22 protein-coding genes and 1 tRNA gene are annotated in these 20,113 nt (G+C 61.1%); 5 read left to right on the forward strand and 18 right to left on the reverse strand.

Annotated elements, in window-relative coordinates; all coding sequences use genetic code 11:
• Positions 1-75: 75 nt before the first annotated feature.
• The 13 genes from ilvN to ACMA5I_RS05030 form a co-directional block, all read right to left on the reverse strand.
• Positions 76-654, reverse strand: coding sequence for an acetolactate synthase small subunit (ilvN, locus tag ACMA5I_RS04970; RefSeq protein WP_525885135.1), 579 nt, complete (start codon positions 652-654; stop codon positions 76-78).
• Between the two features lie 19 nt (positions 655-673).
• On the reverse strand, positions 674-2,413 hold the full coding sequence (locus tag ACMA5I_RS04975) for an acetolactate synthase 3 large subunit (RefSeq protein ID WP_525885174.1): 1,740 nt from the start codon (positions 2,411-2,413) through the stop codon (positions 674-676).
• 244 nt (positions 2,414-2,657) lie between these two features.
• Positions 2,658-3,497 carry an arginyltransferase gene (locus tag ACMA5I_RS04980; protein WP_525885136.1) on the reverse strand — a complete coding sequence of 280 codons (840 nt, stop codon included), beginning with the start codon at positions 3,495-3,497 and terminating at the stop codon, positions 2,658-2,660.
• A 62-nt stretch (positions 3,498-3,559) separates the two neighbouring features.
• Entirely contained in the window at positions 3,560-4,006 is a 447-nt protein-coding gene (locus ACMA5I_RS04985; RefSeq protein WP_525885137.1) for an RDD family protein, read from the reverse strand.
• A gap of 58 nt (positions 4,007-4,064) precedes the next feature.
• Positions 4,065-4,949 carry a polyphosphate kinase 2 gene (gene ppk2, locus ACMA5I_RS04990; protein ID WP_525885138.1) on the reverse strand — a complete coding sequence of 295 codons (885 nt, stop codon included), beginning with the start codon at positions 4,947-4,949 and terminating at the stop codon, positions 4,065-4,067.
• Complete coding sequence (locus ACMA5I_RS04995; protein ID WP_525885139.1) at positions 4,942-5,886, reverse strand: homoserine O-succinyltransferase; 945 nt, start codon at positions 5,884-5,886, stop codon at positions 4,942-4,944. The genes ppk2 and ACMA5I_RS04995 overlap by 8 nt, the downstream gene beginning before the upstream one ends.
• Positions 5,887-5,889: 3 nt before the next feature.
• A complete protein-coding gene (locus ACMA5I_RS05000; protein WP_525885140.1) occupies positions 5,890-6,747 on the reverse strand; it encodes an ATPase in 858 nt (285 codons plus the stop codon).
• Positions 6,748-6,832: 85 nt separating this feature from the next.
• Positions 6,833-7,993 carry an OmpP1/FadL family transporter gene (locus tag ACMA5I_RS05005; RefSeq protein WP_525885141.1) on the reverse strand — a complete coding sequence of 387 codons (1,161 nt, stop codon included), beginning with the start codon at positions 7,991-7,993 and terminating at the stop codon, positions 6,833-6,835.
• Between the two features lie 214 nt (positions 7,994-8,207).
• Positions 8,208-8,747: an inorganic diphosphatase gene (gene ppa / locus ACMA5I_RS05010; protein WP_525885142.1), complete on the reverse strand. Its 540-nt coding sequence runs from the start codon at positions 8,745-8,747 to the stop codon at positions 8,208-8,210.
• A 68-nt stretch (positions 8,748-8,815) separates the two neighbouring features.
• Positions 8,816-9,715 carry an EamA family transporter gene (locus tag ACMA5I_RS05015; protein WP_525885143.1) on the reverse strand — a complete coding sequence of 300 codons (900 nt, stop codon included), beginning with the start codon at positions 9,713-9,715 and terminating at the stop codon, positions 8,816-8,818.
• A complete protein-coding gene (locus tag ACMA5I_RS05020; protein ID WP_525885144.1) occupies positions 9,693-9,962 on the reverse strand; it encodes a putative quinol monooxygenase in 270 nt (89 codons plus the stop codon). The genes ACMA5I_RS05015 and ACMA5I_RS05020 overlap by 23 nt, the downstream gene beginning before the upstream one ends.
• A complete protein-coding gene (guaA, locus tag ACMA5I_RS05025; RefSeq protein ID WP_525885145.1) occupies positions 9,953-11,527 on the reverse strand; it encodes a glutamine-hydrolyzing GMP synthase in 1,575 nt (524 codons plus the stop codon). Before guaA ends, ACMA5I_RS05020 begins: the two co-directional genes overlap by 10 nt.
• A gap of 44 nt (positions 11,528-11,571) precedes the next feature.
• A complete protein-coding gene (locus ACMA5I_RS05030) occupies positions 11,572-11,868 on the reverse strand; it encodes a DUF6477 family protein (RefSeq protein ID WP_525885146.1) in 297 nt (98 codons plus the stop codon).
• Positions 11,869-12,079: 211 nt separating this feature from the next.
• On the opposite strand from ACMA5I_RS05030, the gene ACMA5I_RS05035 reads away from it, so the two are divergent.
• Positions 12,080-13,195 carry a DUF6456 domain-containing protein gene (locus ACMA5I_RS05035; RefSeq protein ID WP_525885147.1) on the forward strand — a complete coding sequence of 372 codons (1,116 nt, stop codon included), beginning with the start codon at positions 12,080-12,082 and terminating at the stop codon, positions 13,193-13,195.
• 3 nt (positions 13,196-13,198) lie between these two features.
• On the opposite strand, the gene tpiA is transcribed toward ACMA5I_RS05035, so the two are convergent.
• The 4 genes from tpiA to ACMA5I_RS05055 all read right to left on the reverse strand — a co-directional run bounded on the left by tpiA (position 13,199) and on the right by ACMA5I_RS05055 (position 15,011).
• Positions 13,199-13,894 carry a triose-phosphate isomerase gene (gene tpiA / locus ACMA5I_RS05040; RefSeq protein ID WP_525885148.1) on the reverse strand — a complete coding sequence of 232 codons (696 nt, stop codon included), beginning with the start codon at positions 13,892-13,894 and terminating at the stop codon, positions 13,199-13,201.
• A 1-nt stretch (position 13,895) separates the two neighbouring features.
• Positions 13,896-14,228, reverse strand: a complete 333-nt coding sequence (locus tag ACMA5I_RS05045; protein WP_525885149.1) for a TfoX/Sxy family protein — start codon at positions 14,226-14,228, stop codon at positions 13,896-13,898.
• Complete coding sequence (locus tag ACMA5I_RS05050) at positions 14,229-14,579, reverse strand: HesB/IscA family protein (RefSeq protein ID WP_525885150.1); 351 nt, start codon at positions 14,577-14,579, stop codon at positions 14,229-14,231.
• Between the two features lie 66 nt (positions 14,580-14,645).
• Complete coding sequence (locus ACMA5I_RS05055; protein WP_525885151.1) at positions 14,646-15,011, reverse strand: SUF system Fe-S cluster assembly protein; 366 nt, start codon at positions 15,009-15,011, stop codon at positions 14,646-14,648.
• A gap of 68 nt (positions 15,012-15,079) precedes the next feature.
• Between ACMA5I_RS05055 and tgt the strand changes: the two genes are divergently transcribed.
• The 4 genes from tgt (at position 15,080) to ACMA5I_RS05075 (ending at position 19,549) form a co-directional block, all read left to right on the forward strand.
• Positions 15,080-16,207, forward strand: a complete 1,128-nt coding sequence (gene tgt, locus ACMA5I_RS05060) for a tRNA guanosine(34) transglycosylase Tgt (protein WP_525885152.1) — start codon at positions 15,080-15,082, stop codon at positions 16,205-16,207.
• Between the two features lie 106 nt (positions 16,208-16,313).
• Positions 16,314-18,701: an endopeptidase La gene (lon, locus tag ACMA5I_RS05065; RefSeq protein ID WP_525885153.1), complete on the forward strand. Its 2,388-nt coding sequence runs from the start codon at positions 16,314-16,316 to the stop codon at positions 18,699-18,701.
• Positions 18,702-18,827: 126 nt separating this feature from the next.
• Positions 18,828-18,902, forward strand: a tRNA-Val gene (locus tag ACMA5I_RS05070).
• Positions 18,903-18,961: 59 nt separating this feature from the next.
• Positions 18,962-19,549 carry a histidine phosphatase family protein gene (locus ACMA5I_RS05075; protein WP_525885154.1) on the forward strand — a complete coding sequence of 196 codons (588 nt, stop codon included), beginning with the start codon at positions 18,962-18,964 and terminating at the stop codon, positions 19,547-19,549.
• Here the strand turns inward: ACMA5I_RS05075 and ACMA5I_RS05080 are convergent.
• On the reverse strand, positions 19,546-20,037 hold the full coding sequence (locus tag ACMA5I_RS05080) for a GNAT family N-acetyltransferase (protein WP_525885155.1): 492 nt from the start codon (positions 20,035-20,037) through the stop codon (positions 19,546-19,548). The genes ACMA5I_RS05075 and ACMA5I_RS05080 overlap by 4 nt on opposite strands.
• Between the last annotated feature and the right edge of the window lie 76 nt (positions 20,038-20,113).

Raw genomic sequence — 20,113 nt, forward strand, 5'->3', positions numbered from 1 at the left:
TTAACCGGGGTCTATCATTGTTCGGCCGTGATTGAACACAACCGCGTCAATATAATAGATGAACGTTGTTCTGCGTTACTTGCTGAACGTGCTGCTGTTGCCGCGCAAGAGCGCCGCGACGCCGGTGCGGGCGATGTTCACAAGGCCCAGGGGGCGGAGCAGATCGGCGAAACTGTCGATCTTCGACGGGGTGCCGGTCAGCTCGAAAATGAAGCTTTCCAGCGTGGTGTCGACCACCCGCGCGCGGAAAATCTCCGCCATGCGCATTGCCTCGATCCGGTTTTCGCCTTTGCCGGTCACCTTGAAAAGCCCAAGCTCGCGCTCGACAGAGGGGCCCTCTACGGACAGATCATGCACCTCATGCACCGGGACGATGCGGCCAAGCTGCGCCTTGATCTGGTCAATCACCTTGGGCGTGCCGGAGGTGACGATGGTGATGCGCGAGCGGTGACCCTCATGGTCCACCTCGGCCACGGTCAGGCTCTCGATGTTGTAGCCGCGCCCGGAGAAGAGGCCGATCACGCGGGCCAGAACCCCGGCCTCGTTGTCCACCAGAATGGCGAGGGTGTGGGTCTCATGCGCTTCCGGGTTGGGGTTGCGCAGGTTATAGGCGCTGTGGGACGTCGCGCCTTTTTTCAGGGTCATGGGGCTCATAGGGTCCTCCTTGCCGGGCTCAAACGAGCACCGCGCCTTTGCTGTCGATGGCACCGGACGTTTCCGCTTCGCCGAGCAGCATCTCGTTATGGGCCTTGCCCGACGGGATCATCGGGAAGCAGTTTTCATGCTTCTCCACCAGACAGTCGAAAATCACCGGGCCGTCATAGGCGAGCATTTCCTTGATCGCCTCGTCAAGATCCGCCGGATCGTCGCATTTGATACCCTTGCAGCCGAACGCCTCCGCCAGTTTGACGAAATCGGGGAGCGCTTCGGACCAGCTATGCGAATAACGCTCGCCATGCAGAAGCTCCTGCCACTGGCGGACCATGCCAAGGCGCTCGTTGTTGAGGATGAATTGCTTGACCGGCAGGCGGAACTGCACCGCGGTGCCCATTTCTTGCATATTCATCAGCCAACTGGCTTCCCCAGCCACGTTAATCACGAGCGAGTCCGGATGCGCCACCTGCACGCCGAGCGAGGCGGGCAAGCCGTAGCCCATGGTGCCGAGCCCGCCCGAGGTCATCCAGCGGTTCGGGTCCTCAAAGCCGAGGAATTGCGCCGCCCACATCTGGTGCTGGCCAACCTCGGTGGTGATGTAGCGATCCATCCCCTTGGTCAGCGCTTCGAGCCGTTCCAGCGCGTATTGCGGCTTAATCACCTTGTCGGAATTGGTGTAGGAGAGGCAATCGACGGATTTCCACTCCTCGATCCGCTTCCACCATTTGGCGACCGCGTCCGAATTGGTCTTGCGCCCGCGCGACTTCCAGATCGCCAGCATATCCTCCAGCACATGACCAACATCGCCGAGGATCGGCAGATCGACCTGGATCACCTTGTTGATCGAGGAGGGGTCGATGTCGATTTGCGCCTTGGTCGAATGGGGCGCGAAGGCATCGACGCGGCCGGTGATCCGGTCGTCAAACCGCGCGCCGATGGCGATCATCAGATCGCAGTCATGCATGGCGAGATTGGCCTCATAGGTGCCGTGCATCCCGAGCATCCCGAGCCATTTCGGCCCGCTCGCCGGATAGGCGCCGAGGCCCATCAGGGTCGAGGTGATCGGGAAACCGGTCGCCTCCACGATCTCGCGCAGAAGCTGGCTCGCCGCCGGGCCGGAATTGATGACACCACCGCCAGTGTAGAAAATCGGGCGCTCGGCCTTTTCGATCATCTCCACCAGCTCGGTGATCGCCTCCCGGTCGCCCTTCACCTGACGCTGATAATGGGACGGCGAGGCGGCCTTGGTTTTGTAAGGCGCGGAGCCGAATTGCACGTCTTTCGGAATGTCGAGCAGAACCGGGCCGGGGCGTCCCGTCTGCGCGATATGGAACGCCTGATGGATGGTTTCCGCCAGCTTGCCGGTGTCTTTGACGAGCCAGTTATGCTTGGTGCAGGGGCGGGTGATGCCGACCGTATCCGCCTCCTGAAACCCGTCCGTCCCGATCAGGAAATTCGGCACCTGACCCGACAGAACCACCAGCGGAATCGAGTCGAGAAGCGCATCGGTCAGCCCGGTCACCGCATTGGTCGCGCCCGGACCCGAGGTCACGATGACGCAGCCCGTCTTGCCGGTCGCGCGCGCATAGCCTTCGGCGGCATGCACCGCGCCTTGCTCATGGCGCACGAGAATGTGGCGGATGTCGTTCTGTTTGAAGATCTCGTCATAGATCGGCAGCACCGCGCCGCCGGGATAGCCGAAAATCACCTCGACGCCATTGTCCTTCAGCGCCTTGATGACGATCTCCGCGCCGGTCATCGTGCCGTTTGTCGCCCCTGACATATCTTTCTCCTCTGGCGTTTGGCCGCTTTTTTCACAGCTTGCAGGCAAAAAAAAGACCCCTTTGAGGGGTCATGCGCAGCGTCTCCGTAACCCTCTCAGGCCGGATGCTGCGCGCTTCTTACTACAAGCGGCGTTGCCGCATATGTCTGTTTCAAATCCATGGGCAGACATTTACGAAAGTTGCGGGGAGGGTCAACCCCAAAAAACAAAATTTCCGAACCTATGGTTTCGCGGCGCGAAAACTGCGGGGAAGCGACAGATTGGCGACCTGTTCGGTGATCGGCGTCGGGCCCGGCACATTGTCGAGATGGGCCTTTTCGATCTCCTCGCGATCCGGCATCTGCTGCCAGCGCCCGTCGAGATAGACCTCCAGCGGTTGATAGCGCGCCTTGTAATCCATTTTCGGGCTGCCCGGCACCCAATAGCCGAGATAGACATAAGGCAAACCCGCCGCCCGCGCGATTTCGATATGATCGAGAATAAGCGCGGTACCTATCGAGCGATCCGCCTTGGCGGGGTCGAAAAAGCTGTAAACCATCGACAGGCCATCATCGAGCAGATCGGTCAGCGCGACGGCGGCGAGTTCGAGATTGCGGGTCTCGTCCGGCTCCCAATATTCGACGATCTGGGTGCGCACCGGGCTTTCTTCCATCATCGCGGCGAATTCGAAAATATCCATATCCGCCATGCCGCCGCCCGCGTGGCGGCTGTCGACGTAGCGGCGGAACAGCTCATATTGCCGCTCATTGGCCCACCGGCTCGCCGGGCGCCGCTCCATCTCGCGATTGCGTTTCTGGACGCGCTTCTGGCTCTTGCTGGGAGTGAAATCCGCGACCGGGATGCGGGCGGAAAGGCATGCCGAGCAGCTGTCGCAACAGGGCCGATAGAGCACATTTTGCGAGCGCCGGAAGCCCTGCCGCGACAGCGCGTCATTCAGCTCCGACGCCTGATTGCCCGAAAGCGCCGTAAACAGCTTCCGCTCCGTCCGGCCCTGAAGATAGGGGCAGGCTTGCGGAGCGGTCACATAAAACTGCGGCGGAAGGCTGAAGCGTTGGTTCATCGGCCCGTCATTTCATTGAATATGCGGCAAGCCTAGCAAGCGCCGCGCGGCGCGCCAAGGGGTTACTCGTCCGGGCTGTTAATGCAGGCGGATCCGAGAAGCATGTCCGGCAGGCCGCGTCCACCCTCGTTCACGCCCATCATCAGCGCGGAGATGAGTTGCAGCGGCATCACGATCCAGCAGCCGATATAGGCGGCGGTGTGGAGCGCGGCTTCGGCGGCGTCGAACCGCTCGCCGCGCCCGTTGCGGAACTCGATCCCGACAAGGCGCATCCCGAGGGTGGCGGAGCGGCCCGAAAGGGTCATCCAGCGGTAAATCGCGTCGATAAAGACGAACACCACAGGCAGCAGCAAAAAGCCGATCCCGAGAGTCACGATGCCGAAGATCACGCAGATCAGCATCATGAGCCCGGCATCGAGAAGCCAGGCGACAAGGCGTTTGGTGGCAACGCCGCTGTAGAACTGGGCGTCATGTTCGGGATGGGGCAGGGCGGCGCTTAACTGTGTCATGGCATAAATGTGGGCGCGCCGCGCCCCGGTTCAAGATAGCGGGTTGAAACTTTCGTGCTCAGAACGGCAGGATTTTCGGCCCACCCGCGATCTCCGGGTCCGGCGGGCGGGCGACTTCCGGGTCCTTGCCGTCGTAATCGAGCGCGTGCAGAACCTGCCGGATCGCCGCGATGCGGGCGCGTTTCTTGTCGTCCGAGCGGATCACGGTCCAAGGCGCGAGCGGCATATCGGTGCGTTCGAACATCTCCTTGATCGCTTCGGAATAGGCGTCCCATTTCTTCAGCCCCTCCACGTCGATAGAGGAGAGTTTCCAATGTTTCAGCGGGTCTTTCTCGCGGGCCAGAAAGCGGCGAAGCTGCTCGGCGCGCCCGACGGAAAGCCAGAGTTTGAACACCTTGATCCCGTCCGCCGCCAGCATTTCCTCGAAGCTCGGGACCTGCCGGAAAAACCGCTCGCGCTCCGCATCGGTGCAAAAGCCGAAGACCTTTTCCACCACCGCGCGGTTATACCAGGAGCGGTCGAAAAACACGATCTCGCCCGCCGTCGGCAGATGGTCGATATAGCGCTGGAAATACCACTGGCCCTGCTCGCGCTCGGTCGGCTTGGCGAGCGCGACGACGCGGGCGGAGCGCGGGTTGAGATTCATGGTGAACCGCTTGATCGTGCCGCCTTTGCCCGCCGCATCCCGGCCCTCGAACACGATCACAATCCGCTCGCCCGTGGCCTTGAGCCAGCTTTGCAGCTTCATCAGCTCAATCTGAAGCGCATCGAGCGTGTCGTTATAGTCGTCCTTATCCATCTCCTCGTCATAAGGATAGGACTCCGCCAGCATGTCATCCTTGCCCGCCTTCTTGATCGCCTTGCGGATCTCGTCCGGCGCGCCCTCTTTGTAGAAATCGCTGATCGCGCCGTTAAAGGGGGCGGGGAAATCGGTCTTAGCCATGGGTGTGCCTCCAGCTTTCCGTGGGCTGCATGTTGCCCAGATCATATTCGGTCGTCTGATAGACCTCATTGACCCAATTGCCGAAGAAGAGATGCGCGTGACTGCGCCAACGGTTCTCCGGCTTGCGGCTCGGATCATTGCCGGGGAAATAATTCACCGGCAGATCAATCGGCCCGCCCGCCGCCACATCGCGGTCATATTCGGCCTTGAGCGTGGTCGAGTCATATTCGAGATGGTTGAACATATAGAGCGCGCGGTGCTTTGGATCATCGACCGTGCAAACCCCGACCTCATCGCTCGACATCAGGATGTCGAGACCGCTGGCCGCCCGCACATCATTCTCGCGGATCTCGGTCCAGCGGCTCACCGGGACCGTGAAATCATCGGAGAAGCCGCGCAGATAGGGCGAGGTCGGCGCGAGATTGCGGTGGCGGAAACAGCCGAAGGCCTTGGCATCGAGCATATGTTTCTCGATCCCGTGGAAATGATTGATCATCGCCATCCCGCCCCAGCAGACGCCCAAGGTGGATTGCACATTCTCCTGCGTCCAGTCGAAAATCTCGCGCAGCTCATCCATATAGGTCACATCATGGAAGGCGAGCTGCTCCACTGGCGCGCCCGTGATGATGAGCCCGTCAAAGCGCTTCGCCTTGGCCTCGAAGAACGGAATGTAAAAGTTGTCGAGATGGTCCGACGCGGTGAGCTTGCTCTGATGCTGGCTCATGCGGATCAGGGTCAGCTCGATCTGCAAAGGCGTTGCGCCGAGCAGGCGGGAGAACTGCACCTCCGTCCGCGCCTTGTCCGGCATGAGGTTCAGAAGGCCGAATTGCAGCGGGCGAATATCCTGACGGTTGGCCGTGTCCTCATCCATGACCATCACGCCCTCATTGCGCAGGACATCTCCGGCGGGCAGGGCGGCGGGCATACGGATGGGCATGGTTTACTCCTTCAGAACGGCCGCAATGGCGGCGTTGAAATCATCGGCTGTGCGGATATTGGCGGTCAAGTCGGGTGTGAGGGTGACGCCCCAATTCTCCGCCATGGCGCGGTAACGCGGCGTGCGGGAATGGAGAAGGCGCTTGTAACCCGCGCGGATGAAGGCATCCGGGTCCACCTTGTCGGGGGCTTGCCCGGTGTCCGCGAGATAGTCGTCCCAGCATTCGCGCAAGAATTTCTCGCGGTAATACATGGGCTTCGGGGCCTTGTCGAAACGGCGCGCCAACTCCTCCTCATGGCTGTCGTCATGGGCCAGCCAGACGGGCAGGACATGCTCGGCGAGTTTGCTCATGATCGGATCCTTCGGATCGAACGGGTCAATCGCCTCACAGACCGAGCCGGAGCAATCGACGACGAAATGTGGATAGTCGTAGATATCCTCCGCCCGGTCGATGAAATACGGGATGTCCGCCATCGCCGCGCGCTCCGCCTCCAGATGCTGGCGCTGGCGGATGATGTAGTCCTCGAACGGAACGCCTCCCTTGGCGGGATCACCGGGCTTGCCGAGATAGGTCGAGAGCGGGTCGAGGTTCTCGAAGGTCAAGTTGCTCGCGATATAGATCGAGTCCGATTTCAAAAGGCTCGCGAGGAACGGATCCCGCATCGCGACGCGTTTGAAATTGTCAACGATATGCTCGCCCATATAGCGGGTGCCGATGCGGTAATCGACGGAGTAATGGAACCAGCCACCCGCGCTGCGCAGCATCTGGGCGAGATGGGTTTTGCCAAGCCCCGACATGCCGAACAGCATGACTTTGCGGGCAGGGGCGGCGGTCCAATCCTGGGCGGTCTCGTAAATCATCGCGCGAAGCTATCCCAAAGAGGTCTGAGGCTCAAACGTAAAAAACCCCGCCGGAGCGGGGCTTTTCAAGAGGTTGCGGGCAGGCTTAGAAGCGCATCCCGATTTTGCCGCCGACAGCCCAAGCGTGGTTGTCTTCAAACTCACCCACCTTGTTCTGCTGGATGCTCGACTCCGCATCGCCGAACATGATGTAGCGCACGCCGAGCGAGTAATCGATGTTGTTCATCGTGTAGCGCCCGCCGAAGTTGATCGAGGTGAAGCCATCAACCGGACCAAGGGTCGAGACATACTCATCGGTGCTCGTCTCGTGTGTCACGGAGACAGAGCCCGCGAACTGTTCGGTAAACTGGCGGCCAACGCCGAGCGTGTAGGTCCACTGGTCATCGTCATAGGAGAGCAGCGCCGCGTCGTTGAGTGCCAGAAGCTGCGGTGCGATCTTGTATTCGGACCATTCCACCCAACGGATCGAGCCGAACAGCAGCGTTTGCGCTGCAATGCCGGTCTGGAAATCCAGCGTGAGGCTCTGCGGGGTGTTCAACTCGGTTTCAGAGTTGCCGTCGATGCCGAGGGCCGCAAGCGCAGGATTCACGGTCAGCAGGTCCAAGCCATAAAAGGTCTCGGTCGTGTCCGAATCGTGGTCGATCTCGGAGCGGTAAGTCAACGCGACGCGCGCCGCGATTTCCGGCTTTTCCCAGCTTGTGCCGAGGATGAAGCCGTAGCCCCAATCGCCGTCGAAATCGACTTCGTAGCCGTCGAGGCCGACCGAACCATAGAGGGGGCCGCGCAGATCCACATTGCCTTCGATCTCTTCAGCCACAAGGCCGCCATAGATCGAGAAATTGTCCGGAGTTTTGTAGCGCACAATGGCGGTCAGGCTCTGTGCTTGCGCGTCCACATAGGTGGGCGAGCCGTCAACGGCGCTGATGAAGGCGTTCGTGCCGCCATATTCGGTGTTCCCGCCGAAGGGCTGGTCGTAGATCAGCGCCATCGACCATGCCGGGTTGAACTGGTGCTTGTAGGCGAAGCCGAAGCTGTTGAAGCTGTCGAGGCTGTCCGAAATCTCGTTGCCAAAGAGGTCTTCGCCCTCAACTTGCGGGCGGAGGGTGCCGAAGCTCAGTTCGGCATAATTGCCTTCCTGAAACAAAACTCCAACCGGCTGGCCCGAGCGCTCAAGGCCGGCGCCGTGCGCGGTCATGGCGGTGCTTCCGAGCAGCGCGGCGACGGCCGCAATCTTTACGTTTTTCATGGTGTCCTCCCTGTTGCGCACGCCGTGCTGGCATGTCGTCGATCCATGGAGAAGGGTAGTTATAATTTCTTTAAAGGGTCAATGTGCGACATAAAATGACCGCACGTCAGTGTGAAAAAACGCCCCAACTGTAGCAGTTGAGGCGCAGTTTTCTTATTGAACTAAGGTGTTTTAGGCGCGTTTTACATGAATTTCGCGCTTTCCCTAACGGCAATTAACCTTTGTTCATCGCATCGAGCGAGGTTTGCAGAATCTCTTCGGCTTCAGCTTTGTCGCCCCAACCGATGACTTTCACCCATTTGCCCTCTTCGAGATCCTTGTAATGCTCGAAGAAATGCTGGATGCGGTCGCGAGTTTTCTGCGCGATGTCGGTGAGGTCCTGAATGCCAGCCTGGAACGGGTCCACTTTCTCGACCGGGACGGCGATCAGCTTGTCATCCATGCCGCCATCATCTTCCATTTTCAGCACGCCCACCGGGCGGCAGCGGATCACGACACCGGGCTGGAGCGGGAAATCGACCAGCACGAGAACGTCGGTCGGGTCGCCATCGGCGTGGAGCGTGTTCGGCACGAAGCCATAGTTGCAGGGGTAGAACATCGGCGTGTTGACCACACGGTCCACGAACACGGCGCCGGAATCTTTGTCGATCTCATATTTGATCGGCGCGCCGCCTGCGGCACCGCCCGGAATTTCGATCACGACATTGATGTCTTTGGGCGGGTTTTTCCCGGCGGGGATTTTATCGATGTTCATAAATATGCTCCTTCATCCTGAGTCTGGCGCGGCTTACCATGCGGCGCGAGCACAGGCAAAGCCTTTGGTTATTTTGGCGTGTCGCCGGGGATCACGCGGGCGCGCGGGCGGTTGTAGAGATTGCCCGCGAGGATCAGCGCCGCTCCGAGGACGACCCAGATTTCGAACGCTTCGTTATAGACGACCATGCCGAGCAGGGCCATGGCGGGCAGGCGCATGAACTCCATCGGGGCGACGGTGCTGGCGGGCGCGCGTTGCAGCGCGGAGGTCAGGCAGAGATGCGCCGAAAGGCCGCCGATGCCGATGAGGATCACCCATGGCAGCAGATCGAGGCCGGGAACCGCCGGGCCGCCTTCGCCCGCGAAGATGAAGGACAGGACGATGGCAAAGACGCTCTGGCAGAGGGTCATGTAGAAGAGGATCGTCCAGAGCCCGTCCGTGGAGGAGAGGCGTTTCGTCACCATGGTGGTGATCGCGAAGCCGATGGCGCAGGTCAGGCCCGCCGCATGGCCGGGGTTGAGCGCGATCACACCGGGGCGCGAAATGAGCAGGATGCCCACGAAGCCAAGGGCGACGGCGATGAGTTTGCGCTGCGTCAGCGCTTCGCCGAGGATGAGCGGCGAGAGCAGGATCACCCAGATCGGCGAGGAGAATTCAAGCGACACGAGTTGCGCCAGCGGCAGATAGGTCAGCCCGACGAGCCACATGGTTTGCCCGTAGAAATGGAACATGTTGCGCGTGAGATGGAGCGGCAAGCGCTTGGTTTGCCACGGTTTGAACCCGCGCGGGATGGCGACGGCGCAGACGATGGCGAAGCCGACGAGCGAGCGATAGACCATGATCTCGACACTGGAGAGCGTGCCGAGCAAGGCGCGCCCGGCAACGGCGATGACGCAGAAGGAGAGGATCGCGCCGCCGACCCAGAAGGCCGCGCCGAGGATATTCTCAGGCCGAGATGTCGTAGTCACGTGGGAACTCCGATGTTGCACGGCCCCATTCGGAGGCTTTCGTGCGAGCTTGGTGGGCCTCGAAATCAGCCTGGCTTTCAAACTCTTCGAAGAGATGGAAAAGGCCCGGCGTTTCGGGATCTTCGCTTACACGGAATGCGATACAGCCCGGCTCCGCGCGGGAAAGCGCGATATGCTCGGGCAGCAGGCGGCGCACAAGTTCAGGATCTGCGCGCCCGTCGAATGTTCCGGTAAGTGTCACTCCCATTCGATGGTCCCCGGCGGTTTCGACGTGATGTCATAGGTCACGCGGTTGATGCCGTTGACCTCATTGATGATCCGCGTCGCGGTTTCGCCAAGGAAATCATGAGTGAAAGGGTAGTAATCCGCCGTCATGCCATCGACCGACGTAACGGCGCGGAGCGCACAGGCGTAGTCGTATGTACGCCCGTCGCCCATCACCCCAACGGTGCGGACGGGCAGGATCGCCACGAAGGCCTGCCAGATCTCGTCGTAAAGCCCGTGTTTGCGGATCTGGTCGATATAAACCGCATCGGCCTTCCGCAGAATGTCGAGTTTGTCGCGGGTGATCTCGCCGGGGCAGCGGATGGCGAGGCCGGGGCCGGGGAAGGGATGGCGACCGATGAAATGGTCGGGCAGGCCAAGCTCGCGGCCGAGGGCGCGGACCTCGTCCTTGAAGAGCTCGCGCAGCGGTTCGACCAGTTTCAGGCCCATTTTCTCCGGCAAGCCGCCGACATTATGGTGCGATTTGATGGTGACGGAGGGACCGCCCGAGAAACTCACCGATTCGATCACATCGGGGTAAAGCGTGCCTTGAGCGAGAAATTCGGCGCCGTCGATCTCATTGGCGTATTTCTGGAAGACGTCAATGAAGAGCCGGCCGATGATCTTGCGCTTCTGCTCGGGGTCGGAAACGCCTTCCAACTCACCGAGGAAACGGTCCTGCTCTTCGGCGTGGATAACTTGCAGGTTCATATGGTCGCGGAACATGCCGACGACCTCTTCGGCCTCGTTGAGCCGCAAGAGACCATGATCGACGAAAACGCAGGTGAGCTGATCGCCAACCGCCTCATGAATCAGCGCGGCGGCGACGGAGGAGTCCACACCGCCGGAAAGCGCGCAGATCACTTTCTTATCGCCAACCTGCTCGCGGATCCGCGCCACGGCTTCTTCGCGATAGGCACCCATGGTCCAATCGCCTGCAAAACCAGCCAGTTGCGTGAAATTTTTCAAGAGTCGCGCACCGTTGGGGGTGTGGTAGACCTCCGGGTGGAACTGCACCGCGTAGAAATGCCGCGCTTCATCCGCCGTGATCGCCAGCGGCGCATTGGGGGAGACGCCGATCACCTCGAAACCTGGCGCGATTTTGGTCACGCGGTCGCCGTGGGACATCCAGACTTCTTCGCGTCCTTCGGTGAAAAGCCCTTCAAGGAAGGGCGACTCCGCCTCGCGGGTGACAAAAGCGCGGCCAAATTCGCGATGATGCCCGCCTTCGACCTTGCCGCCAAGCTGCTCCATCATGACCTGCTGGCCGTAGCAAATCCCAAGGATCGGCAGGCCCATGTCGAACAGCGCTTGCGGTGCGCGCGGCGAATTGGCCTCGGTGACGCTGGCCGGACCGCCGGAGAGGATCACGGCTTTCGGCGCGAATTCGCGGATCGACTCTTCGGTGACGCTGTTGAAGGGCTGAATTTCGCAGAAAATATTCGCCTCGCGCAGGCGGCGGGCGATGAGCTGCGTGACCTGAGAACCAAAGTCGATAATCAGGAGTTTTTCGTGGTCGGGGCTGGCGAGCGGCGCGGTCTGGGTCATGACCACGCTTTACGCGCGCCTTAGCCTCGGTTCAAGCCTGACTGTCAGGCGGCAAGGGGGAGGGCGGCCGCGCGGCTTTCGCGGCGCATTTCAAAGAGCATCGCGGTCAGCAATTCGATATGCCGCCCCAGATTATATTCCGCCGAACGGTTAACGCGGGCGCTATTCATCTCCGCCTCGCGCCCCCGGAGCCGGGCAAGGCGATGTTTCGCCGGAACGCTCGCCCCGATCAGCACAGGCAAAAAGCGCTCCGGGCGATAGATCTTCAGGGCGGTCTTGGCGGCGCGCAAAAGGATGGTGGGGCGGGTTTCGTTATCAATGACTTGCAGGGCGTTCTTCATGTTCAACTCCGGTTCGAAAGGTGGCGTTAAGCATGACGGATCTCAGGGGGTGTTGCGTGAGAAAATTGGTTGCAGAACGGCCTGCATATAATTGTAAATAAAAGCTTTTCCGGCCTCCTGAAAAGGTTAAGGTTAAGGCTTTTTTCAGCAATCAACTTTAATTCCATTTTTCCGAAAACACGTCGATTTCACCAACAGGAATTTCCCGACTGTGACCCCGCCGGACCTCATCGCGACACGCCCGTCTCCCGCCCCTCGGGATCTGCCGTCGCGCTGGCTCTCGCCGCCGGTCAAAAGCTATCTCGACCACACCTATGGCGGGGTCGGGATCCGGGCGCTGGCGCGGCAAAAAGGGTGCCACGCCTCGACGATTTCGCGGCAGGTCCGCAAGATCGAGGCGCTGCGGGATGATCAGTTGGTGGATGAGGCACTCGATCACTTCGGAGGGCGGCTCTACCCCGCTCTTTTCTTTCCAGGCCAAACCAAAGAGGTCCCTATGCGCACTGCCCCGAAAAGCGATATCAGCGAAGCCCGCATCACCCGTGAAGCGCGCCGGATTTTGCGCCGTCTGTGTGAAAGCGGGGCGTTTCTTCTGCTGGGGGACAATATGCCCAAGGCGGTGGTGATGCGTGAGGTGCCGCCGCAAAAGCCGGTGCGCATCGCGGTGATGGACCGGGATGTGGCCTATGCGTTTGCCCTCAACGAATGGATTACGCTGGAGAAAAAGAGCCGCGTGTCCACCTATCGCGTGACCTCGGTGGGGCGGTCTGCGCTCAAGCGGCTTTTGGAGGAGGAGCGGAAAGTGCGCGGTATGGCGGAGGCGCAGAGCGCGTTTCTCGCCCAGCATCAGATGCCCGGCACCCGCGTGGTCGAGAACGGCGGCAAGGCGGAGACGATCCGCATCAATCTGGCGGAAAGCCCGCTCTCGGCGCTTGGCCGCAAGGTCGATAAGGATGGGGTGCCGTTCCTCTCGGCGGAGCTGATCGCCGCCGGGGAGCGTTTTCGCGATGCCTATGAAGCCGCGCAGATGGGGCCGAAGATCACCCAGAATTGGGACCGCTTCCTGACCGCCGGGCGCAGCGGGTTTGGCGGGATCTCGCCCGCCGATGGTCCCGCCGATGCGCGCCGCCAGTTTGCCGAGGCGATGGAGGCGCTCGGGCCGGGGCTGTCGGATATTGCGCTGCGTTGCTGCTGTTATCTCGAAGGGCTGGAGGCGGCGGAAAAGCGGCTCGGCTGGTCCGCGCGCTCCGGCAAGGTGGTGCTGCGCATCGCGCTTCAGCGGCTGGCGCAGCACTATGGGATCCGCGTGCTCCAGGCCGCGAGTTAAGCTTTAAGCCGCGTCGATAATGCCCTGAAAGTCAGCGGTTTTCAGGGAGGCGCCGCCAATCAGCCCGCCGTTGACATTGGGCAGGGCGAAAATCTCCGCGGCATTACCGGGCTTCACCGACCCGCCGTAGAGGATCCGCACGCCGTCGCCGATTTTCTCGCGGATGAGGGCGTGCATTTCGGTGATCTGCTCATTGGTGGGCACGCGGCCGGTGCCGATGGCCCAGACCGGTTCATACGCAATCACAAGGGTTTCTGGCGTGGCGCCTTCGGGCACGGAGCCGGCGATTTGCGCGCCCACCACTTCGCCCGCGCGGCCCGCGTCGCGTTCCGCTTCGGTCTCGCCGACGCAGATGATCGCGACCAGACCCTCGGCAAGCGCGGCTTCGGCCTTGGCGAGGACCGTATCATCCGTCTCGCCATGATCGGTGCGGCGCTCGGAATGGCCGAGGATAACATGAGTCGCGCCCGCCGCCTTCAGCATCGGCGCGGACACATCGCCGGTATGCGCGCCCGAGGCGGCGGCGTGGCAATCCTGCGCCCCCACCATGACTTGCGCGGGCTTTTCCGCCGCCAGTGCGGAGATCAGCGTGAAAGGCGGGCAGACGAGAATCTCGCAATCTCCGGTGAGCTTTGCAAAATCGGGCAGGGCGCTCGCCTCGCCATTCATCTTCCAGTTTCCCGCAACCAGCGTTTTCATGTCAGTTCTCCTCCAATGACCGGCGCGCCCAGTGGACGGCCTCCTCCGGGTCGTCTAACGCAGCTTCGGGCAGAGACCAATACGGCATTGCTCCGCTGCGGGTCTTTCCGCTTTTGTCGGTCATGGAGGGGGTGAATTGGCTCGCGCCCTCGGCGGCAAGATCCTCCGCCAGCGCGTCGCGGGCCTTGATGTAGAGAATGCCAGTCGAATCCAGCACCGCAAAAATTTGCCCGCCGGAATAAATCCCCAGCCCGCCGAACATCTTGCGGGTGGTGATTCCCAAAGGGCCGAAGAGATCACGGATAAAGGCGATGTCCTCCTCCGTGACGGCCATTTACATGTCCTTGAACTTGATCGACTCGCCGCAGCCGCAGGCTTCGGTCACATTGGGATTGTTGAAGGCAAAGCCCTGCTCCAAGAGGCCGACGCGATAGTCGATCTCCGTGCCGAACAAAAACATCTGCGCCATCGGGGCGATCATCACCCGCGCGCCATCCTGCTCGACCACCTCGTCATTGGGGTCGATGGAATCGACATAATCCATGGTGTATTCCATGCCCGCACAGCCGCCTTTCTTGACGCCAAGACGCAGGCCCTGCTTGCCGGATTTCTCCATCAGGCCCTTGATCTGCACCACCGCAGCGGGGGTCAGATTGACCGCATTTTTGCCGGGAATCCCAAACATGTCTTCTCTCCAATCCCTTCTAAAATAGGGCGGATGCGGGCGCCGCTCAAGGGCGCCCATGCGGCTTCACATGAAGCCGAGTTCCAGCCGCGCCTCGTCGGACAGCATTTCCATGCCCCAGGGCGGCTCCCACACAAGCTGCACATTCACGGTTTTCACACCGGGCAGCGGCTCGATCGCATCAGCCACCCATCCCGGCATCTCACCCGCCACGGGGCAGCCGGGGGCGGTCAGCGTCATCAGCACATCGACCTCGCCCTCATCGGAAATCTCGATTGTGTAGACCAGCCCGAGGTCATAGATATTCACCGGAATTTCCGGGTCGTGGACCGTGCGGCAGGCTTCGACAATCGGCTCATAGAGCGGATGGTCATGTGTGGAAGGCTTGATCAGCGCGGTGCCTTCAACCGGAGTTTCGCTTGTCGCGTTCATGGCGAGCCTCAATAATTCCTGATCGGATATATAGGAAACAGGGGCCGGATCGTCCAGAGAGGGGCTGAATGGAAAAGTTTACGTTTGAGATTGCGGCGCGGGACGGCTTGGCGCGCACCGGGGCGATTCACACACCGAAAGGCGAGATCCGCACGCCCGCCTTCATGCCGGTCGGCACGGCGGCGACGGTCAAGGCGATGATGCCCGACTCGGTGCGTGCCACGGGAGCGGATATTCTGCTCGGCAACACCTATCATCTGATGCTGCGGCCCGGTGCGGAGCGGATCGCGAATCTGGGCGGTCTGCATCAATTCATGAATTGGCAGCGCCCGATTCTCACCGATTCGGGCGGGTTTCAGGTGATGAGCCTGTCGAAACTGCGCAAACTCACCGAAGAGGGCGTGACGTTCAAATCGCATATCGACGGCTCGAAACATTTCGTCTCCCCGGAGCGCTCCATTGAGATTCAGCGCCTGCTCGGCTCGGACATCACCATGTGTTTCGACGAATGTGCGCCGTATCCCATTGATAAAGAAGGGGCGGCCAAGGCCATGCGACTCTCGATGAGATGGGCGGAGCGCTCCCGCGAGGCGTTTGGCGACCGGCCCGGCTATGCGCTGTTCGGCATCCAGCAGGGTGGCGTCCATGAAGATTTGCGCGCCGAATCCTCCGAAGCGCTGAAAAAGATCGGCTTTGACGGCTATGCGATTGGCGGGCTCGCGGTCGGGGAGGGGCAGGAGCTGATGTTCTCCACCCTCGATTTCTGCACCGATATGCTGCCGCAGGACCGCCCGCGCTATCTGATGGGCGTTGGCAAACCCGATGATCTCGTCGGCGCGGTGCAGCGCGGTGTGGATATGTTCGACTGCGTGCTGCCGTCCCGCTCGGGCCGCACGGGGCAAGCGCAAACTCGCATGGGCGCCATCAATATCCGCAACGCCCGCCACGCGGACGACCCCCGCCCGCTCGATGAGGCTTGCACCTGCCCGGCCTGCCAAAACTATTCGCGGGCCTATCTGCACCATGTCGTGCGCGCCAATGAGATCATCGGCTCCATGCTGCTGACATGGCATAATTTGCATTATTATCAGGAACTGATGGCCGGAATGCGAGACGCGATTGCGCAATGCACGCTTGATGATTTCGCCGCCCGCTTCCATGAACGGCGCGCGGAGGGAGATATTCCCGAGCGTTAACCTCTCTTGAACCATTCCTAATCAAACCCCAATTATGACCCATTGATTTGGGGATGGTATGCCGCCGCTGATCGGGGCAGACTGTCTCGCAAGAGAAGGAAGACTTATGACGACATTTCCTGTCCTACCCCTCCGTGACATCGTCGTGTTCCCGCATATGGTGGTGCCGCTTTTCGTGGGCCGCGAGAAATCGGTGCGCGCGCTTGAGCATGTCATGGCTGGTGATGAGCGGATCCTTTTGGCAAGCCAGAAGGATGCGTCCGATGATGACCCCAAAACGGATGCGATCCACAACGTTGGCGTGCTCGCCAATGTGCTGCAAATGCTGAAACTCCCGGACGGCACGGTGAAAGTGCTGGTCGAGGGGCAGGAGCGTGTGCGCATCGACAACTATCTCGACAATGACGCCTTTTTCGAGGCCGAGGCGACTGTTCTGCCCGAAGAGCGCGGCGATGCGGCGGAGATCGAAGCCCATGCCAATTCCGTGCGGCAGGCCTTTGAGGGTTATGCCAAGCTGAACAAGAACATTTCTGACGAAGCGGTTGGCGCCGTTGGTGAAATCACCGACGCGGCGCAGCTTGCCGATACGGTTGCCGGCCATTTGGGCGGGCAGATCGAGGACAAGCAGGCACTTTTGGAAGAGATCAACATCGCCAAACGTCTGGAGCGGATCTACGGGTTGATGCAGGGCGAAATGTCCGTCCTCAAGGTCGAGCGGAAGATCAAATCCCGCGTCAAAACCCAGATGGAGCGCACGCAGCGCGAGTATTACCTGAATGAGCAGATGAAGGCCATTCAGCGCGAGCTTGGCGAAGGCGATGACGGCGACAATGAAATCGCCGAGCTGGAGCAGCGGATCGAGGAGGCCAAACTGCCCAAAGAGGCGCAGGAAAAGGCCGATGCTGAGATGAAAAAGCTGCGCAACATGTCGCCCATGTCCGCCGAAGCGACGGTTGTGCGCAATTATCTCGACTGGATCGTCTCGATTCCGTGGTCGAGGAAATCGCGTGTCAAAAAGGATCTCAACAAGGCCGAAGAGGTGCTCGACAACGATCACTACGGTCTGGAGAAGGTCAAGGAACGGATCATTGAGTTTCTCGCCGTGCAGAAGCGTTCGGCCAAACTCAAAGGCCCGATTCTCTGCCTCGTCGGCCCTCCGGGCGTCGGGAAAACCTCGCTCGCCAAATCGGTGGCGAAGGCGACCGGGCGCGAGTTCATCCGCATCTCCCTTGGCGGTGTGCGGGACGAATCCGAGATTCGCGGCCACCGGCGGACCTATATCGGCTCCATGCCCGGCAAGATCATCCAGTCGATGAAGAAGGCGAAAACCACGAATCCGCTCATCCTGCTCGACGAGATCGACAAGATGGGTCAGGACTTCCGCGGCGATCCGGCCTCGGCAATGCTGGAGGTGCTGGACCCTGAGCAGAACGCGACCTTCACCGACCATTACATGGAAGTGGAATACGATCTGTCGAACGTCCTCTTCTTCACCACGGCCAACAGCTACAACATGCCGCGGCCGCTTTTGGACCGGATGGAGATCATCACCCTCTCGGGCTACACCGAGGATGAAAAGGTCGAGATCGCCAAGCGTCACCTGCTGCCGAAGCAGCTCAAGGCGCATGGTCTGAAGAAGGGCGAGCTGACCGTTCAGGACAGTGCGCTGACCGAGATCGTGCGCGTCTATACCCGCGAGGCGGGCGTGCGGAATATGGAGCGCGAGCTTGCGAAAATTGCCCGTAAAGCGGTGACCAACATCGTGAAGGGCGACGCCAAGACCATCGAGGTGACGGCGGACAATCTGTCGGATTATCTCGGGGTGAAGCGCTTCAAATTCGGTCTGGCCGAGGAGAAGGACAGCATCGGCACCACCACGGGTCTGGCCTGGACCGAGGTGGGCGGCGATTTGCTCTCGATCGAAGCGCTGCGTCTGCCCGGCAAGGGCCGCATGAAGACCACGGGGAAACTCGGCGATGTGATGAAGGAATCCATCGAAGCCGCGTCGTCGTTCGTGCGCTCCCGTGCGCCGAGCCTTGGCGTGACGCCGCCGACCTTCGAGAAGATCGACATCCACGTCCACGTTCCCGAAGGCGCGACGCCGAAGGACGGGCCGAGCGCGGGCATCGCGATGGTGACCTCCATCGTGTCGGTGCTCACGCAAATCCCGGTCCGCCGCGACATCGCCATGACCGGCGAGGTCACGCTGCGCGGCAATGTGCTGCCGATTGGCGGGCTGAAGGAGAAACTTCTCGCGGCGCTGCGCGGCGGCATCAAAACGGTGCTGATCCCGGCGGATAACGAGAAGGATCTGCCGGACATCCCGGACAACGTGAAAGAGGGGCTGACGATCATCCCCGTCTCCACGGTGGACGAGGTGATGAAACACGCGCTGACCGAGACGCCGGAGCCGGTGGAATGGGACGAGGCGGCGGAACTCGCCAAGCCCCTGACCGCCGATGGCCAAGGCGCCAGCGCGACGGCGCATCACTAAGCCAAAGGCCCGCCCCCTCACCGGGGCGGGTTTTTTCTTGGGCGCGGTTTTCTTTGGGCGGGACCGCGAAAAAATCCCGCTCCCCCCTTGCCCAAACCGCGCGGGCGGCGTAAATACCCGCCTCACGGGTGATTAGCTCAGTGGTAGAGCGCTTCGTTCACATCGAAGATGTCAGGAGTTCAAATCTCTTATCACCCACCAGATTTCACGCCGGTCCCAAGGGGCCGGCGTTTTTGTTTTCGCAGATGGAGGCGGCGATCATGGCGCAAGCGTTCCCCGAGCTTTGGGTGCTGCGGCACGGGCAGACCGAATGGAACCGTGCGGGCCGATTTCAGGGGCATCTCGACTCGCCTCTCACACCGCTAGGCGAGACGCAGGCCGCAGCGCAGAACAGGTTGATGCGCGGCCTCGCTCTGCCGCCGGACATGCGATTTTTCACCAGCCCGCTTGGGCGGGCGCGCCGCACCGCCGAGATTGCGCTTGAGGGCGTCGCGCGAGAGATCACAGCGGATGACCGCCTCATGGAGATCGACATTGGCGACTGCTCGGGGCTGACAGTGCCCGAAATTCACGCGAAATGTCCTGAGGCCGCCGAGGACGACGGCCTTCGCGAAGGGTGGTGTTTCGATATGCCGGGCGGGGACGGGGAAGACGCCTTTCGCGCCCGTATCGGCTCTTTCCTAAAGGAGCTGCGCGGGCAGTCTGTCATCGTCACGCACGGGATTACTTCCCAAATCTTGCGCGGGCTCGCCTTGGGGCGCAGTGCTGACGAGATGCTCCGCCTGTCGGAAATGCAGGGCGTCGTCTATCACATCGCGAGCGGCAAAATGGACGTGATCGGCGCCTAAAGCCGCATCCGATACATATGATCGTTCCGCGTCACGCCGTTGATGCGCACCATGTCGGGCAGGTAGGCGATGCGTTCGAAGCCGGTTTTCTCGTAGAAGCGGATCGCGCGGTGGTTTTCGCTGTCGACATGCAGCTCCAACTGCTCGACGCCGCTGTCGCGGGCCTCTTCGATCACGCCCTGCATCAGCGCGCGCGCCGCGCCGGAGCCGTGATGGCTGGAGTTGATGAAGAAGGGGCCGAGTTCGGCGCGGTGCTGCGTGCGGGCGCGGCTTTGGCGCTGATAGCCGCAAAAGCCGATGAGAGTGTCACCCTCGAAAACGCCGCGCATCGTGCCCGCCGAGAGGATCTTGCGGCAGCGCGCTTCGGAGATATCCGCATCCTCCACGCTGATCAGGAACCCCAGGGGGAAATTGCGCACGCCCGTGGCCCGGAGCGGCTGGTAAGCCTCGGCATCATCTTCGGTGAGGGGTCTGTAAGTCAGTCTCATTGCGCAACCTCCGCAAGCATCCTTTTGTGCGAGGGTCGGGGGGATGCGTCAATTCACATAGTTTAACCGAGGGTCC

The sequence above is a fragment of the Jujubicoccus corallicola genome (assembly GCF_047345645.1).
GTDB lineage: Bacteria > Pseudomonadota > Alphaproteobacteria > Rhodobacterales > Rhodobacteraceae > JBLEFH01.

Coding starts and splice junctions, on each gene's coding strand:
- ilvN (WP_525885135.1), bottom strand. CDS start 654: ATGAGCCCCATGACCCTGAAAAAAGGCGCGACGTCCCACAGCGCCTAT.
- ACMA5I_RS04995 (WP_525885139.1), bottom strand. CDS start 5,886: ATGCCCATCCGTATGCCCGCCGCCCTGCCCGCCGGAGATGTCCTGCGC.
- ACMA5I_RS05050 (WP_525885150.1), bottom strand. CDS start 14,579: ATGTTTGGGATTCCCGGCAAAAATGCGGTCAATCTGACCCCCGCTGCG.
- ppk2 (WP_525885138.1), bottom strand. CDS start 4,949: ATGGCTAAGACCGATTTCCCCGCCCCCTTTAACGGCGCGATCAGCGAT.
- ppa (WP_525885142.1), bottom strand. CDS start 8,747: ATGAACATCGATAAAATCCCCGCCGGGAAAAACCCGCCCAAAGACATC.
- ACMA5I_RS05055 (WP_525885151.1), bottom strand. CDS start 15,011: ATGAACGCGACAAGCGAAACTCCGGTTGAAGGCACCGCGCTGATCAAG.
- ACMA5I_RS05075 (WP_525885154.1), top strand. CDS start 18,962: ATGGCGCAAGCGTTCCCCGAGCTTTGGGTGCTGCGGCACGGGCAGACC.
- tgt (WP_525885152.1), top strand. CDS start 15,080: ATGGAAAAGTTTACGTTTGAGATTGCGGCGCGGGACGGCTTGGCGCGC.
- ACMA5I_RS05045 (WP_525885149.1), bottom strand. CDS start 14,228: ATGGCCGTCACGGAGGAGGACATCGCCTTTATCCGTGATCTCTTCGGC.
- ACMA5I_RS05005 (WP_525885141.1), bottom strand. CDS start 7,993: ATGAAAAACGTAAAGATTGCGGCCGTCGCCGCGCTGCTCGGAAGCACC.
- ACMA5I_RS05000 (WP_525885140.1), bottom strand. CDS start 6,747: ATGATTTACGAGACCGCCCAGGATTGGACCGCCGCCCCTGCCCGCAAA.
- ACMA5I_RS05030 (WP_525885146.1), bottom strand. CDS start 11,868: ATGAAGAACGCCCTGCAAGTCATTGATAACGAAACCCGCCCCACCATC.
- guaA (WP_525885145.1), bottom strand. CDS start 11,527: ATGACCCAGACCGCGCCGCTCGCCAGCCCCGACCACGAAAAACTCCTG.
- ACMA5I_RS04985 (WP_525885137.1), bottom strand. CDS start 4,006: ATGACACAGTTAAGCGCCGCCCTGCCCCATCCCGAACATGACGCCCAG.
- lon (WP_525885153.1), top strand. CDS start 16,314: ATGACGACATTTCCTGTCCTACCCCTCCGTGACATCGTCGTGTTCCCG.
- ACMA5I_RS04975 (WP_525885174.1), bottom strand. CDS start 2,413: ATGACCGGCGCGGAGATCGTCATCAAGGCGCTGAAGGACAATGGCGTC.
- ACMA5I_RS04980 (WP_525885136.1), bottom strand. CDS start 3,497: ATGAACCAACGCTTCAGCCTTCCGCCGCAGTTTTATGTGACCGCTCCG.
- ACMA5I_RS05020 (WP_525885144.1), bottom strand. CDS start 9,962: ATGGGAGTGACACTTACCGGAACATTCGACGGGCGCGCAGATCCTGAA.
- ACMA5I_RS05080 (WP_525885155.1), bottom strand. CDS start 20,037: ATGAGACTGACTTACAGACCCCTCACCGAAGATGATGCCGAGGCTTAC.
- tpiA (WP_525885148.1), bottom strand. CDS start 13,894: ATGAAAACGCTGGTTGCGGGAAACTGGAAGATGAATGGCGAGGCGAGC.